Origin of the sequence: uncultured Rikenella sp. (assembly GCF_910579375.1) — a bacterium.
Classification (GTDB): Bacteria; Bacteroidota; Bacteroidia; order Bacteroidales; family Rikenellaceae; genus Rikenella.
The window spans coordinates 1-14,046 of record NZ_CAJTUJ010000040.1; the positions used below are offsets into that span (position 1 = coordinate 1).

At 54.3% G+C, this 14,046-nt stretch carries 13 protein-coding genes; 9 read left to right on the forward strand and 4 right to left on the reverse strand.

Translation table 11 applies throughout. The features are described from left to right. Both QZ302_RS05185 and QZ302_RS05190 read right to left on the reverse strand, forming a co-directional pair. Positions 1-212 (reverse strand): hypothetical protein (locus QZ302_RS05185; RefSeq protein ID WP_294593266.1); only part of this gene is annotated, 212 nt, incomplete at its 3' end. Positions 213-279: 67 nt separating this feature from the next. Next, the gene (locus QZ302_RS05190) at positions 280-1,602 is read right to left on the reverse strand and encodes an acetyl-CoA hydrolase/transferase C-terminal domain-containing protein (RefSeq protein ID WP_294593270.1); all 1,323 of its coding nucleotides are present in this window, start codon (positions 1,600-1,602) and stop codon (positions 280-282) included. A gap of 106 nt (positions 1,603-1,708) precedes the next feature. Between QZ302_RS05190 and QZ302_RS05195 the strand changes: the two genes are divergently transcribed. Continuing rightward, positions 1,709-2,641 carry a hypothetical protein gene (locus QZ302_RS05195; protein ID WP_294593273.1) on the forward strand — a complete coding sequence of 311 codons (933 nt, stop codon included), beginning with the start codon at positions 1,709-1,711 and terminating at the stop codon, positions 2,639-2,641. 805 nt (positions 2,642-3,446) lie between these two features. Here the strand turns inward: QZ302_RS05195 and QZ302_RS05200 are convergent. Then, the gene (locus QZ302_RS05200; protein WP_294593275.1) at positions 3,447-3,737 is read right to left on the reverse strand and encodes a hypothetical protein; all 291 of its coding nucleotides are present in this window, start codon (positions 3,735-3,737) and stop codon (positions 3,447-3,449) included. Positions 3,738-3,748: 11 nt separating this feature from the next. Between QZ302_RS05200 and QZ302_RS05205 the strand changes: the two genes are divergently transcribed. Continuing rightward, on the forward strand, positions 3,749-4,618 hold the full coding sequence (locus QZ302_RS05205) for a hypothetical protein (protein ID WP_294593278.1): 870 nt from the start codon (positions 3,749-3,751) through the stop codon (positions 4,616-4,618). 155 nt (positions 4,619-4,773) lie between these two features. On the opposite strand, the gene QZ302_RS05210 is transcribed toward QZ302_RS05205, so the two are convergent. Next, positions 4,774-4,944 carry a hypothetical protein gene (locus QZ302_RS05210; RefSeq protein WP_294593280.1) on the reverse strand — a complete coding sequence of 57 codons (171 nt, stop codon included), beginning with the start codon at positions 4,942-4,944 and terminating at the stop codon, positions 4,774-4,776. Between the two features lie 206 nt (positions 4,945-5,150). On the opposite strand from QZ302_RS05210, the gene QZ302_RS05215 reads away from it, so the two are divergent. The 7 genes from QZ302_RS05215 (at position 5,151) to QZ302_RS05245 (ending at position 13,317) form a co-directional block, all read left to right on the forward strand. Next, positions 5,151-5,789, forward strand: a complete 639-nt coding sequence (locus QZ302_RS05215) for a hypothetical protein (protein WP_294593282.1) — start codon at positions 5,151-5,153, stop codon at positions 5,787-5,789. Between the two features lie 86 nt (positions 5,790-5,875). Further along, positions 5,876-7,168: a DUF3575 domain-containing protein gene (locus QZ302_RS05220; protein WP_294593285.1), complete on the forward strand. Its 1,293-nt coding sequence runs from the start codon at positions 5,876-5,878 to the stop codon at positions 7,166-7,168. Between the two features lie 150 nt (positions 7,169-7,318). Beyond that, positions 7,319-8,314 (forward strand): DUF5119 domain-containing protein, encoded by a 996-nt coding sequence (locus QZ302_RS05225; protein WP_294593287.1) that lies wholly within the window; start codon positions 7,319-7,321, stop codon positions 8,312-8,314. Between the two features lie 36 nt (positions 8,315-8,350). After that, on the forward strand, positions 8,351-9,292 hold the full coding sequence (locus QZ302_RS05230; protein ID WP_294593289.1) for a fimbrillin family protein: 942 nt from the start codon (positions 8,351-8,353) through the stop codon (positions 9,290-9,292). An 18-nt stretch (positions 9,293-9,310) separates the two neighbouring features. Then, entirely contained in the window at positions 9,311-10,378 is a 1,068-nt protein-coding gene (locus QZ302_RS05235) for a fimbrillin family protein (RefSeq protein WP_294593291.1), read from the forward strand. Positions 10,379-10,477: 99 nt separating this feature from the next. After that, the gene (locus tag QZ302_RS05240) at positions 10,478-11,914 is read left to right on the forward strand and encodes a hypothetical protein (RefSeq protein WP_294593295.1); all 1,437 of its coding nucleotides are present in this window, start codon (positions 10,478-10,480) and stop codon (positions 11,912-11,914) included. Between the two features lie 149 nt (positions 11,915-12,063). After that, positions 12,064-13,317 (forward strand): hypothetical protein, encoded by a 1,254-nt coding sequence (locus tag QZ302_RS05245; RefSeq protein WP_294593297.1) that lies wholly within the window; start codon positions 12,064-12,066, stop codon positions 13,315-13,317. Positions 13,318-14,046: the final 729 nt, after the last annotated feature.

The following is a 14,046-nucleotide window of genomic DNA, read 5'->3' on the forward strand; positions in this document are numbered from 1 at the left end:
CCGCGGTAGTCCGAGCAGCTGGGATCGAGGCTCTGCGAATGGAAATCCAAGCACAGGCCACGGTAGTGGTCGCCCGAATCGTAGAACGCGGACGACCAGCTGAATCCGAAGTAGCCGACGAGCCTCGCTACACCCCCATAGCCCGTGCGACCGAAGTCGCGGTAGCCCGGGGCGGGCGGACAGGGCCGTCGCAGAGAATCGAGGTAAAACAACTCTCTCTCCGGAAGACCGAAGAGAGGGTGGATAAAATGAATATAACGAAGGATCGTAGAATACGGCCTACATCCCGCACTCCATCTTAATATAGGTGTGGTGAGGGCCGAACCGTTCGAAAGCGGCGCGATCCAACTCTTCGCGGTGCTCCGGAGCGGCCACGCTGATGACCAGCCGGGCCCGTTCCTGCAAGGTCTTGCCGTACAGGTTCACGGCGCCGTGTTCGGTGACGAACCAGTGCATGTGCGCGCGCGTGGTCACGACGCCTGCTCCCGGATTGAGTACCGGGGCGATCTTGCTGATCCCTTTGTTGGTCTTCGACGGCATGGCGACGATCGCTTTCCCGTTTTTCGACAGCGAAGAGCCGTAAATAAAGTCGATCTGGCCGCCCACGCCCGAGTAGTGTTTCGTGCCGATCGAGTCGGCGCAGACCTGACCGGTCAGGTCGATCTGAAGGGCCGAGTTGATGGCGGTGAAGTTCGGGTTCTGGGAGATGATGTGCGGGTCGTTGGTGTACCCTACGTCCATCATCAGCACGCCGGGGTTGTCGTCGATAAAGTCGTAGACCTCCTGAGAGCCCATCAGGAAGGTCGATACCATTTTGCCCGGGTCGGTCACTTTGTTCATCCCGTTGATGACGCCCGATTCGACGAGCGGCAGAACGCCGTCGGCGAACATTTCGGTGTGTATACCCAGATTCTTATGTCCGCCCAACTGCGCGAGTACGGCGTTCGGAATCGCGCCGATGCCCATCTGAAGGCAGGCGCCGTCTTCGATCAGTTCGGCGCAGTGTTTCCCGATGGCGGTCTCGACTTCGTTCGGTGCGGTGAACGGCGCTTCGATCAGCGGGGTGTCGTCTTCGCACCAGATGTCGATCTCGGACATCCGGATCATGGCCTGGCCGAACGATCGGGGGACGTATTTATTGATGACGGCGATGACGGTATGGGCGCATTCGACTGCTGCCAATGTGGCGTCCACCGATGTCCCGAGCGATACGTAGCCGTGTTTGTCGGGCGGCGATACCTGGATCATGGCGACGTCGATGGGCAAGGCGCCGCAGCGGTACAGTTTTTGCGTTTCGCTCAAAAAAACGGGAATATAGTCGGCATACCCCTCCTGGGTGGCGCGACGCAGGTTGCTGCCGACGAAAAACTGGGAGGATTGGAAGATCCCTTCGTATTTCGGATCGGCATAGGGTGCCGGGCCTTCGGTGTGGAGGTGGTGGATGAAGACGTCACGGAGTTCGCCGCGGTCGCCGCGATCGCAAAGGGCTTTGATCAAGCATTGCGGAGCGCTGGCCACCGAACTCAGGTGGATATGGTCGCCGCTCTTGACGACTTGTACAGCCTCGGCAGCCGAAACGATGCGGATGTTGGGGTTGTTCATAAGCGATGGTGTTTTTGCGTGTTTTTGGTTGGCAAAAAGTAAAGTTCCGGACAAATTTAGGAATTTTAATTATCTTTACTGCAACTTACTTAACAAAGAATAGGTTATGAAACGGTTGTTTACGTTTTTGGCGGTCTGGACGGCGGGAGTGGGGGTGTGTGCGGCGGCGCAGCAGGGGGTGGCGGCGGGGAAGGAGAAGGTCTATACGGTGACGGAAAACATGCGCTTTCCGGAGGGGACGCTGGTGCTCAGGAGCGGGGAGATACTGGTGTCGAATTTCGGGACGGATTCGCTGGCGCCGCTCAACCGGGAAGGACGGGGGTATATCGTTTCGCTGAATAAGGAGAATCGGATTCTGATTCCGGCGCGGGGGGCGCTGAATGCGCCGAAGGGGATGGCGGTCAAGGAGGATTGTCTGTTCGTGGCGGATGTGGGGTGCGTGACGGTTTTTCACCTGAAAAAGCCGGGGGTGCAGCCGGTGAAGATCGCGTTTCCGGAGGGGGAGGTGTTTGTGAACGATATCGTGGCGATGGGGGATTTTCTGTTGGTGTCGGTGACGAATACGGGACATATTTATGCGCTGGATGTGCGGGATTGCGAGGCGGTGTGGGGGGCGCGGAGGCCGGTGCCGAAGCTGGTGGCGACGATTCCGGGGGCGAACGGGCTGGCGGAGCATGAGGGGACGTTGTACGTGGCGTCGTATGATCCGGAGGAGAGGCCGGGGGCGGAAAATGGTATTTATGCGGTGAATATGACGGATTTGACGGCGGAACCGGTGAATCTGATGGGGGATCGGTTCGGTCAGTACGACGGGGTGGCGGTCTCGGGGGATGGCAAGAGGCTCTATTTCAGCAACTGGAGGGGGGAGAACGGTGCGGGAGAGGTGGGCTTTGTCGATCTGACGCCGGAGGGGAAAAATGCGGTGACGGTGTTGGATTTGGGGGTGGAGCTGCGGGGGCCGGCGGATATTTCGGTGGCTAAGGGATATTTGGTTGTGCCGGATTTGCCGGCGAGCAGGGTCTATATGGTGGCGTTGTAGTTTTTGTGGGCTTTTGAGTTTTTTCGTTGCCTCGCCGACTGTTCGGCGAGGCTTTTTTGTGGCTTGGGGTATGGTTCCAGGGAGAGGTTTCGGGCCGCTGCTGCCGGCTGCTTAGGGTAGCTTTTGGGGTAGAGGCTGCCCTTATTTTTAGGGTAGACCCGGCCATCAAAAGACGCTAAGCGTCCGTTTATTCCGAGAGGCAACGCAACTGAAAACCGTGGGCGAATCCGTTCGCTGCGTTGAGGCTGATATATTGCGACAGGAAATTCAGATCCATGCCACCGTTTCCTCGGACTGTGGATGACCAACTGTATCCGTTGTTTCCGACTCCGCCCAGTTCGCCGGTGGCATAATAGCGGAAGCCCGGGGCGCGCCCACAGGGCGTTTTATTGGCTGCCTCTACCCCAAGGCGACTTTACCTAAAGGAACGTCGGGGGATTTTCAAGAGGGATGCGAGTCTCCCTTGAATGTGCTTTTTGCCTACTTTTTAACTGCGTTTCGCTTGTTTTCCTCCTCGCCGTTCGGCAATCAGCGAAACTACGTTTGCATGCCCTCACTGGCAGCGTCGGTTACCACATAATAAAAAGTAGGGGCCCCCGCGGCCTAAGCGGATCAGAGAGAAGAGATAAACAGTCTCCTTGACATGGACAGCCGCCCGACGTTAATTCGAAAACATCGAGGTCTGTCTGCGCGTCGGCCGGGCAGGCCCCGCAAGGCCCTGATAACCCCATCAAACGCCTCTATGGGGTCCCGCGGTGGGCAATGGGGGGCGAGGCTGCCCGGTTCGCGTGCCTCTCGTTCCCGTTTATTCCGAGAGGCAACGCAGCTGAAAACCGTAAGCCCGATAGAGAGCACGGCCCGAATAGAAGTACCTCATGTTGAAATCCAGGTAAAAACCGCAGCCCTCCTCCGTCGAAGCAGACCACACCGATCCGACCGTGCCTGTAGTGACGAGTGCTCCAAAACAACCCTCGTTACCCGCGTCGCGGTAGCCCGGGGCGGGAAAGCGGGAAACGGCGGATTGGCCGATCGCTTGGACGGTTCGGACGGAAAGGCTATTTTTGTCCTCTACGAATGCGGTGCATTCTCGTTTCAAAAAGAAAAGGAATGAAAAATTCAGTCTGGATTTGGGCGCTTCCGGGCCTGCTGGGGCTCGCAGGATGTAATAAAACGAACGATCCGATGCCGCCGGAGCATTCGAAGTGGATCGCCCGAATCGTAAGTTATACGCCCGCTCCCGGACAATTCGTCAATTCGGAGATGGGAACCCGGGAGGCGGCTGAATCGCTTGTCGGCGGGAAAAAGGGATGTCTCTCCCTGGGAGGCTTCGGCGGGGCGGTCGTCTTCGAGTTCGATCACGAACTCAAAAATATCGAGGGGCCTGATTTCGTCATTTTCGGAAACGCTTTCGACGGGAGTTCCGAACCGGGCGTTGTCGAGGTCAGTCCGGACGGAGAACGCTGGTATCGGTTGCGCGGGGCGGCGGACGAGGCGACGGGAAGCGTGGCGGATTACGAGATAACCTACTTCCGACCGAAGCAGGTGGCGCAGGCGGAGGAGGTGGTATGGACGGACAATCGGGGAGGGAGCGGGACGATCGAGGCGTTGGCGACTATCCATCCGCAGAGTTATTGGCCGGCGGCGGCGCAAGGGGAGCGGACGATCGTTTTCCGGGGGCTCCGATTGCCGGATCCGGCGGAGTGGAACGGGGTGAAGTATGTGCTGCGCGATCTGGGGGAGGGATATGCGGACAACTGGTCGCCGGATTATACGACGGTGGTCGGCGGAGATCCGGATACGCGGTACGGCAATAAATTCGACATCGATCGGGCGGTGGACGAGGCGGGGCGGAGGGTCGAGCTCCGGACGGTCAAGCAAATTCGGGTCTATACGGCGGTCAATCAGCAGGTTGGAGGAACGCTGGGCGAGGTTTCTACCGAAATTTGCGGGGCGTTGTCGTTGTCGGCCGGGCTGTAAGCCTGTTTTTGTCATATCCGACGGAATGTGGCAAGTCGGGATTTAAGTGGTTGTCGGTTTGTTGTCGGCACTCTCCTGAATGAAAATTTGTCATAATTTTCAGTGGCCGGTAAAATAGTGACAATTATTTTTATTGATATATAAGTATTTGTATTTCATAGGTTTGTGAAAGGTGTATTTTTAGCGACAGGTCGGGTTTTCGGGTGATCTTTTCGGCGTTGATTTTTTGTCATATCTTTTTTCAGAGCCGCCGAGGGGTGGAATTTTTCCGGCTTCATCGCTTCGAAGCCTCTGTTTTCTGCCGGTAGGGTGAAATATTTATACATAAAAAAATTTGCAGGTATGATTTATTGCAGTATCTTTGTTGTCAGATATTGAAGCGTCGAATGGGGGAGAGGAATGGATTTTTCATTCGATAGGAGGATTTATAAACTTGGGAATCAATGATTTTGATTCCTTTTGGACTTTACGGAAACGAGTGGATTTTCGGGGCGTTCGGTCGCGGGAAATCCGAATGGATATTTAAGCGATCATGGTCAGAGGGTTTGTTGTAAATACGGGCGATGCGAGTTCGGCGGAGGTGGTGAGGCTGATGAATTACGGGGTGGACGGGTTGGATGTGGCGGAGGATGCGGGGCGGGCGAAAGATCGCTTTCTGGAGGTGGCGGAGTTGCTGGGGGTTGGAGATAAGCTGGTGGTGTGTTCGCTGAGGGATATATGCGTGGGGGTGGAGGATATTGTGGAGGTGCTGCTGATGTGGTCGCGCAGGCGATTCAAATTGGTATCGCTGGCGGAAGAGTGGCTGGAGGGGTGTTGGGAGATTTTGTGTCACGGGGGCGGAGAGGAGTTGTTGGCATGTATTCACCATCGGATGGTGCCGGTGTTGGGGCGGGAAACGGGTGGCGAGGGACGGACGAGGGGGCGGAAATCGACGGTGAGGGGTGGGCGGCCGAAAGGGTCGATCAAAATGAACGAAGAGAAACTCGACCTGGCGGTGCGGATGTATTGTCAGGGGGATTTTACGGTGAGGGATATTTGCGATATCGTGCGGTGCAACGAACGGAGTATGTATCGGTACCTGAAACTCAGAGGGGTGGCGGGGATGAGAAAAATAAACGGAGCGGAGATGACGAAAGGGGTAGGAGAGGGGGGTAGCGGCGGAGAGATGTGAGGCTCGGATGCGGTGATGAGAAGGCGGGTTATTTTTCGGAGACACGGAGTTTTTGGCGCTTAAACTAAGATATGCAGCGAAATAGAATGAATAAACAACGCTTGTTTGCGATGGCGGTAGGGATGCTGTCGGCGATGGTCGGCTCCTTGGGAGAACTCAGGGCGCAGATGTATACGGAGGGCATATTCGCCTCGACCGGTGCCGCGGCGGCGCGGAAAGCGGCGGTGGTGAGACCGCAGAGAATCAAATTCTATTTCGTTACGGGGAGTAGCGATCTGGTGTTCCAATACGGGCCGAACCTGATGCAGCGTCAACAGTTCGACTCGCTGGCCAGACGGGTGGCCGAACAGGAGACGGTGGCGATCGACTCGATCGTCTTGACGGCGTACACTTCTACGCTGGATAGCCGCATCGGGACGCGGGAGTTGGCGGAGGCCAGGATTTTGGCGGTGAAGGATTTCCTCGTGGGGCGATTGGAACACAATGAGTTGCACGGGGTGCGTTTTCTGACGCATGTGCGGGAGGCGGAAGAGGATTATTACGATTCGGACGGCGAATTCGGCGATGGGAATGACGGGGCGGATGCGTGGCTGGGGGGAGATGATATATATAATAAGGTAAGGCGGGTGGAAGTCGCCACCTATCTCAGTGGCGGGAAGGGAGCCAAAGGGGTTGCGGCGGCGAACCGCATGCAGTCGCAGATCAATGTGACGCGGGAGCTGACGGATGCCATTTCGGATACCATGTCGGCGGCGCAGCGGGAACGCCAGCTGGCGGCGATTCGCACCAATCCGTATCCGGTTTGGCGGCCGGGGGTGATGGGGCGTAATGTAAGGGCGAAGTATGAAGGGCCGATCGATCAGATTCTTTCGTTGCGGACCAATTTACCCTACTGGTTGGTGGCGGCACCGAATGCGGGGCTGGAGTTTCATATCGGCGGCCACTTCTCGATCTTGCTCGAAGGGACACTGACGTTCTGGGAAAAGCAGGATAATACGGGGAACAAGGGGATATATGTGGCAGGTGCGGGGCCGGAGTTCAGATACTGGTTCGGGGACGACCGCTCGAGGGCGGGACATATTATCGGCCTCTATGGACAGTATGCCGACTACGATATCAAGCTGAACCAGAAAGGACGTCAGGGGACGGTGATGGGGGGCGGGATCAGTTACGGCTACTACTTGCCGGTGGGACGGCGTTGGGCGTTCGAGTTCGGGATCGGGATCGGATATTTGGCCAATAAAATGGACGTTTACGAGTGGAACTCGATCGTGAAGCGCAACTTGTGGGTGGAACAGAAGAACAAACCGTGGATCGGGCCGACTAAGGTGCGGGCGACGGTGATCTTCCGGATGGGGCATAAGGAGCGGGTGTATTAGGCTGGTGTGATTGGGATGAGATGGAGAGGAGGGCGTTTTTTTGAGTGAAATTATGACGAAAATTCGGAACACTGACAATATTTCGGTACCCTATTCCGATTATACTAAGTGCTCTGTAATATCCGAAATGTCGGAAAAGATAACTAAAGAATGAAAATGCGGTTGAAATACGGAACTCTGTCGGCGACGTGGCTCGTGCTTGTCGCGATATGCGGAATACTGACTTTCGGCGGATGTAACAAACGGCCTTATACCCGGATCAAACAGTTGCCGCTGAAGGTGATACCGGAATGGAGCGAGGTGCCGGAAGGGGCGGAGTTGCCGACGACGCTCGAATTTTATCTCTATCGCGAAGACGGGACGATGATGGGGAAATACGCCATTCCGAGGGACGGGGGATTTGTGGGGAACGAACAGATGGTCTTCTCGGTGGGGGTTTATCACATGATTCTGGTCAATCAGAACGACTATGTCGAAGTATTGAAACCGGAAACCTTTGCGACGGCGCAGATTAGCGCAAAGAAGGCGTCGGCGGCGTACTTGCAACAGAATAATTTCTCGAAGGCGGACGGTGTGGAGGTGGTTTATCAGCCGGGGTGGATTTTCTCGTCCAGCTTGGAAAATGTCAATCTCAACGGCATTGTGATCGTCGAAGACGACGCTTCGTGTATTGAGGTGAAGATGCCGATGAAACGCCAGGTCAAGGTGGTGAATTTCAAAATCAACTTGACGGGGTTGACGGATCAGGTCAAGTCGATGAGAGGGTTGTTGGGGAATGTGGCCTCGGGGGTCGATCTCTCGACGGGGCAGATTGTGGGGGGGATGCAGTGCGCTTCGCCGTTCGAATTGACCGATATTTCGGGTAACAAGACGACTTGGAGCGGAAATATGCTGATCTTTGGGAACCAGGCGGAAATCGATGCGGCGCTGCGCAATAAACTCCAATTGTACTTCGACACCGATACCGAGTCGGGGAGAACGCTTATCCACGAGGAGGATATCACGGAGCAATTGAAAAATGGGGCGATGGAAGATGATTTGAACATCAAGGTCGAAGCGGATATCGAAGTGAAGGCGAATGCGGGATTCTTGACGGTGATCGTGAAGTGGAAGGACGGTAAGGGAGAGGATGTCGACGGGATTTAATACACTCGGGTGTAGGAAATGGCTATGAAAAAACAAATGAAATATATCGTACTCGCGGGATGGGCGGTCGTGATGCTTGCCGGTTGCAGCAAACGTACCGTCGGTGAAGGGATGGGGGATGAGGAGGGGTATCCCGTGCGGTTTGCTGTCGGAGAGGTGACGACTTCGAAGGTGCTGGATGACGATAAGTTCGAAGAGGGGGATGTGATCGGGATGTACGCTTATCCGCAAAATAGCTCCATGTTCGCTACCGGAGATGAGTTCGTGCGGCAGAATGTGCCGTATGTGCAGATGAGTAACGGAGAACTGTTGGTAGAGGCGGGGAATGACCCGATTACCTTCCCGGAATCTAAAAAACTCTACTTTGTCGGATATTATCCTTATTCGGCAGAGGCGGATGCGGCGGGAAAAGTGGAGATGGATATAGCGGATCAGACTAAAGGGATGACCGGGGCGGTGCTTTATTCGGATACCTGGAAAACAAAAGGCGTTTCCAGAACGTTTGAATATGTGAAACTGGAGTTCCGGTATGTGGTGGCGCAGGTGGTTATTAATATCAAATTCGATCCGGTCACGATGCCGGATGGGGATGTGGGCGATATTACCTCCGTGACTTTTACGGGGGATGGATTGCAATCGGGATATGAATTCGATGTCCAGAGCGGGGGAACTGCGTTGTTGAATGGAGGAACGGGGACGGGGGCGAGAGGACGACTCAATTTGGAGCCGGGCGTGAGCGTTTGTAAAGCTGCGGTGGTGCCGAACGGGAATATCAAAAACATGGAATTTACGGTGACGACGGCGGACGGTATGACTTATAACGCGAAGCCTAAGGATATGACCTATGTCAAGGGGACGAGATATATCTATAACCTCACGTTGAAAGACAGCGGTTCGGCTATTTTGGGCGATGCGGAAATTACGGACTGGGAGCCGGGGAACGACGGGGGAACGCATATTTCGGGAACCGTGCAATAAGAAAGGAAGAGACAGACGATGAAGCAGACAATCATCATATTATCCTTGTGTACGGCGGTGTTGTGCGCCGGATGTAAGGCCAAGCAGGTCGTTATGGAGGATGTCGCACAGGGAGAGGTCGTGAGATTCTCGGCCAAGGCTGAGACGGTTACCAAAGTCTCGGATAAGGACACTAATCCGGCACTCTCTGCGCCGCAGTTCGATCAGGGAGATAAGATATCTGTCTTTGCTCCGTTGGCGGGGCAGACAATCTCCGGGAATTATGGCCAGAATACGGTGAAAGGGGAGGCTAAGGACTGTCGGTATGTGGCAGATAACAACAACAACTTCTCGGCCGAAACCATTCAAGACCGGATACGGTTCGGTTCGACATCGACCTTGTTGGACTTCTATGCCGTTTGGCCGGCGGTGGGGCCGGAACCGGAGGACGCGGAGGTGGATACGATTAATTATACCATCGACCTCAAGGATATCAGGGATCAGAGTACGGTAGGGAACGTTTTGCCGTACATGTACTCCAATAACGCGAAGCGCAAAGGGATGAGTACTAATGGGGGGAGTGTGGTTAACTTGACTTTCCGGTATGTATTGTCCAAAATCAAGGTCGAAGTGGAATATGACCCGAGTATGATGGGCGGGGAGTTGACAGGCGTCGAGTTCTATGCCGATGGCGGGCTGTATCGCGAATGCGTGATCGACCTCAAACAGGAGGCTTATGATAAGGTGGCCAGTCATGGTGGGCGGACGAGTGCGGTGGCGGATGACGAGAATCCGTATCAATTCTGGGTTTTGCAACAGGTGGCAGGGACTAACGGGTTGGTGGCTACTTCTACCTGGGGCTACGTCGTGCCGAATGCGGGAGCGGGGAAAGTGGTGAACCCGGTGATTCGGTTGACGTTTAATGGTGGGGCGAATCTGATTTGTCCGATTCCGAAAACCGACAAAATGGTGACCGGAGGATTGTTGCCGGGGAAAGAATATCGGTATATCGTCGATATCGAGCCCGAAACGCCGGTGACCGTCGAAGGATCGATCGAAGAGTGGGAAGTGGTGGGGAATGATTTCCCGACCTTTTGGGCACAGTAATTAACCGAGTTGCTACATGCCGGAGTGGTTTCCGGCTAAAAATAAGAACGACCAAAACACAAGGAAAACAAACATTTTAACAACCAAAACAAAACAACAATGAAAAAGAGTCTTCTTTTGGCAGTTGCGTCACTTGCTGTGATCGCCTGCTCGAAACGGACCATCGGTGAGGCTCCGGTAGACCCGAATCTTCCGGCAGACAACGTTGTGCGCTTCTCCAGTGCGGCAAGCACTGCAACGGTATCGAAAGCCGGCTTGGATGCTAGCGGACACAGTACCTTTGAAGTAGATGATACGATCGGTATCTATGCTGTGTTGGATACCAAAACTTTGGGGGCTGCTCCGGCTTCGGTATTCCCGACTAACGCGGATTTCCAGTATCTGAACCGGAAGTATGTGGTAAAATCGGTGGATCCGTATGATGGTACGACTAACCCGGCTACTCCGGTACCGGCGATTGCTCACTTTGAACCGTTTGTAGATCCGACTGCTACACCGGATCCGATCGATAATACTATGTATTATCTTGCTGGGGGGCAGGGTTGGAACTATTATGCTTACTATCCTACGACCTTGCCGGGTAACTTGGCAGACGCTTCGGGTAATGTTTTTGAGATGCCGACCACTGTGGCCAGTGCTACGAATACTAATTTTGTCGGAACGGGTGATATGACCAACAGTACCATTAAATTCTTTGATCAGACGGGTACGCCGGGTACTGTTACGAAAAACGCTTATCCGGGGCCGATTATGTTTGCTTATTACGGTAAGAAAGATACGCAGGCTGCGCTGGGGACTCGTCAGGATCCGGTTCGGTTGCAGTTTAAATATGCGGTGGCGAAACTCACCCTCGAAGTAACTGTGGCTCACACGGTGACCAGAGATATCCCGAAAGAACTGAAAGCGATTGCGATGTATGGCGACGGGATGAATCAGGGCTTTAAGTTCGACCTCACGCAGGCAAAACAAGTGGATGCTACGAGCGGCGTATACAACGTGGTAACGACCGATGCTACTGCTCCGGCGATGGCGAATTGGACTAATACTACGACTTTCCCGACTTTCTCGGGTTCGAGTCCGTTCACCGGTTATCTGTTCAAGATTCCCTCGGCAGCAAGCGATACCACGACGACGACTATTACGATTCCGGCTGGTACAGGCGGAACTCCTGCTGCAACTACGAAACCTGCTGCGAAATTTACCGTAACCGGTTATCTGATTCCGGCAGGGAATAACGCTACCTCTTCGGTCGGTGGGGATTTGACCAATGTGTTCATCAAATTCTATGTAAGTGGTCAGACGAATGGTAAGGATCCGGAAGTTTATACCGCTACGCTCGACCAGACTAAAGGTGGTTTGGTAACGACGCTTCCGGGAACTTCTACCGCTGCGAAGAATTATTTGCCGGCGATTGCTCCGGGGAAAGAATACAAATTCAAACTTACGTTGGATAAGAACGAAATCGAGTTTGAGGGTGAAATCCAAGACTGGGAAGTAGTAGAACCGAATGGTTCTGACGAAATTCCGGCAGTTTAGTCTGTCATCCGACGACTGAAACCTTAGGGTGAGAGGGGTGCGTAATTTTGCCTCTGGGTGACGTGCGCTCCCCTCTCCTTTTACCCTCACCTTTCAGCCTCAAGCGCAGAGCGGGAATAATTCCCGTTCTAACCAAACTTAGAAAACGGATGAAACGGATTTTAATACTGGCTACCACACTGCTGGTAGCGGTAAGTTGTAACAAAATTACGTTCGACGACTCAGTGCCCGCTACTCCGGACACCGCACAGCCCGTTCAGTTCGGCTCCGGTGCGCCTACGGTAGAGATCACCAAAGCCAACATCGCCCTTGGAGATGGATCGAATGGTACCTTGAAGATGGATCGGATCGGGATTTTCGCTTTCCGTTCCGCTACCGTTCCGGCCACGGCTACCGCGGCTGCGACGGCTTTGTGGCACAACAGTTCGAACGATAAAACCGCCAACGTCTCGTATCACTTCTTTGATGACCAGCAGAATCAGCCTACCTCAAAGTACTATCGCGAGGAACAGCAGTCGGGCAAAAGTCCGCTCTTGTTTTGGCCTGCGTCGGGAACTGCGAATGCGGAGTTGACCTTCCTCGGGTATTTCCCGTGGGTGGCTTCGGCTACAGCTTCTGCGCCGGGAATGCCGGCGGCGCCGAATCAACGGGCGTATGTCGATAATACGACGTTCCAGCTCAAGGCAGACCTCTCTGATCAGACGATTCAGACCGGGAAGACGGAAGTGTATGACTATGGATTCGCATGGGCGACTCCGTTGTTGAATGTGGCGCGTCCGGCCGATCCGGCAAACAACCGCCAGAAATTGATCTTCAGCTACAAAGTGGCTAAAATCACCTTGGTGGTTAAAGGCGAGGACGAAGACGGGTTGCAGGTCAGCGCAGGCGGGGCGAAGGATAAAGGTTTGAAAGCGATCAAGATCTATTCGAAGACCGGTGGCTTGTGCTCGGATTTCACTTTGGATCTACTGAAAGGGGTCGTAGCGACCGGTAGCACGGCTGCCACCGAAACGACTCCGATTAAGATTCAACCGGTGAATAATCCGGGTGATCCGACGGCGACGGTTCCGATCAAACCTTACATCGATGCGATAGGGTACTTGGTACCGGTTACGGGAACGGATTTGAATACCGATTCTGACCCGGCGAACAACGGGATTGTAATCGAGGTGGTTCATAATGACGGAAACAAAGATCAGTCATATTCCGCTAATATTAACTCTACGACGGTGACCAATCCGTCTACGGGTGGGAAGCCGGACTTGACTGGCGGGATCGAAGCGGGGAAAAACTATAAGTATACCGTGAAATTCGGTAAGAATGGACTCACCTTTACCGGTCAGGTAGAGGATTGGGTAGATGCCGATGCGATTCCGGATATTGACCTTGACGATCTTTTGTAAAGCATCTTTGCTGAAGCATTCGGGCTTACTCTTTGATGGGAGTAAGCCCGTTTTGTTTTGTGGCCGGTTCTTTGGGAGGGTATGGTTGATGGATGTCCGATATGGGTAGAAAACATTAGCGGCACAGGGATTTATCTGAACTTTCCCTGTGCCACTAATACCCAAAACAAACAAAACAAATCGTAAACAACCGTCGAATAGTCAGTCCGGAGAGGGCGGAAACCCTTTTCATTTTGCCGCTCTCCAGCGATTCGATAATCATTATAGCATAAAGCGTGCCAAAGTGATAAGAGTTCTTGCGGAGGAGGTGTTCGCGTCGTGACGCGCATTGAAGAATCTAGTCGAGCAGATTAAGCGATACGTAGTATCGCTCCGTCCCTCCGGTGCGCCCATCGGGCGTTTTGTTAGGGTTGTCTTTGCTTTATTAGCCGTCCGCCGCCCGCGCAGGGCAGTTCTGTCCGGCACAGAGCCTGACCGCGCGCGATCACTGAAGTAGGAAATCATTCAAACGCGAGTTTCGCGTTTGAATAAGATTTCCGCCAGCGCGCGGACAGAGAATAGGGGTAGAGGCGGCCAGTTGAAATGCGCCAGCATTTCCCGTCCACGGGACGTGGGGCCTGCCCGGCCTGAGGGCAGTACCCTCCTGTAGGGCCGACGCGCGCCCCGCCTAAAGAAGCGATTCAGCTATTTCGGCGGTAGCCGAATGTAGATGAATCGCGCAAGGCGCGC

What these genes read in the sequence shown, in the direction of transcription:
- QZ302_RS05190 (WP_294593270.1), bottom strand. Translation starts at nt 1,602, where the DNA reads ATGAACAACCCCAACATCCGCATCGTTTCGGCTGCCGAGGCTGTACAA.
- QZ302_RS05195 (WP_294593273.1), top strand. Translation starts at nt 1,709, where the DNA reads ATGAAACGGTTGTTTACGTTTTTGGCGGTCTGGACGGCGGGAGTGGGG.
- QZ302_RS05205 (WP_294593278.1), top strand. Translation starts at nt 3,749, where the DNA reads ATGAAAAATTCAGTCTGGATTTGGGCGCTTCCGGGCCTGCTGGGGCTC.
- QZ302_RS05210 (WP_294593280.1), bottom strand. Translation starts at nt 4,944, where the DNA reads ATGTATAAATATTTCACCCTACCGGCAGAAAACAGAGGCTTCGAAGCG.
- QZ302_RS05215 (WP_294593282.1), top strand. Translation starts at nt 5,151, where the DNA reads ATGGTCAGAGGGTTTGTTGTAAATACGGGCGATGCGAGTTCGGCGGAG.
- QZ302_RS05220 (WP_294593285.1), top strand. Translation starts at nt 5,876, where the DNA reads ATGAATAAACAACGCTTGTTTGCGATGGCGGTAGGGATGCTGTCGGCG.
- QZ302_RS05225 (WP_294593287.1), top strand. Translation starts at nt 7,319, where the DNA reads ATGAAAATGCGGTTGAAATACGGAACTCTGTCGGCGACGTGGCTCGTG.
- QZ302_RS05230 (WP_294593289.1), top strand. Translation starts at nt 8,351, where the DNA reads ATGAAATATATCGTACTCGCGGGATGGGCGGTCGTGATGCTTGCCGGT.
- QZ302_RS05235 (WP_294593291.1), top strand. Translation starts at nt 9,311, where the DNA reads ATGAAGCAGACAATCATCATATTATCCTTGTGTACGGCGGTGTTGTGC.
- QZ302_RS05240 (WP_294593295.1), top strand. Translation starts at nt 10,478, where the DNA reads ATGAAAAAGAGTCTTCTTTTGGCAGTTGCGTCACTTGCTGTGATCGCC.
- QZ302_RS05245 (WP_294593297.1), top strand. Translation starts at nt 12,064, where the DNA reads ATGAAACGGATTTTAATACTGGCTACCACACTGCTGGTAGCGGTAAGT.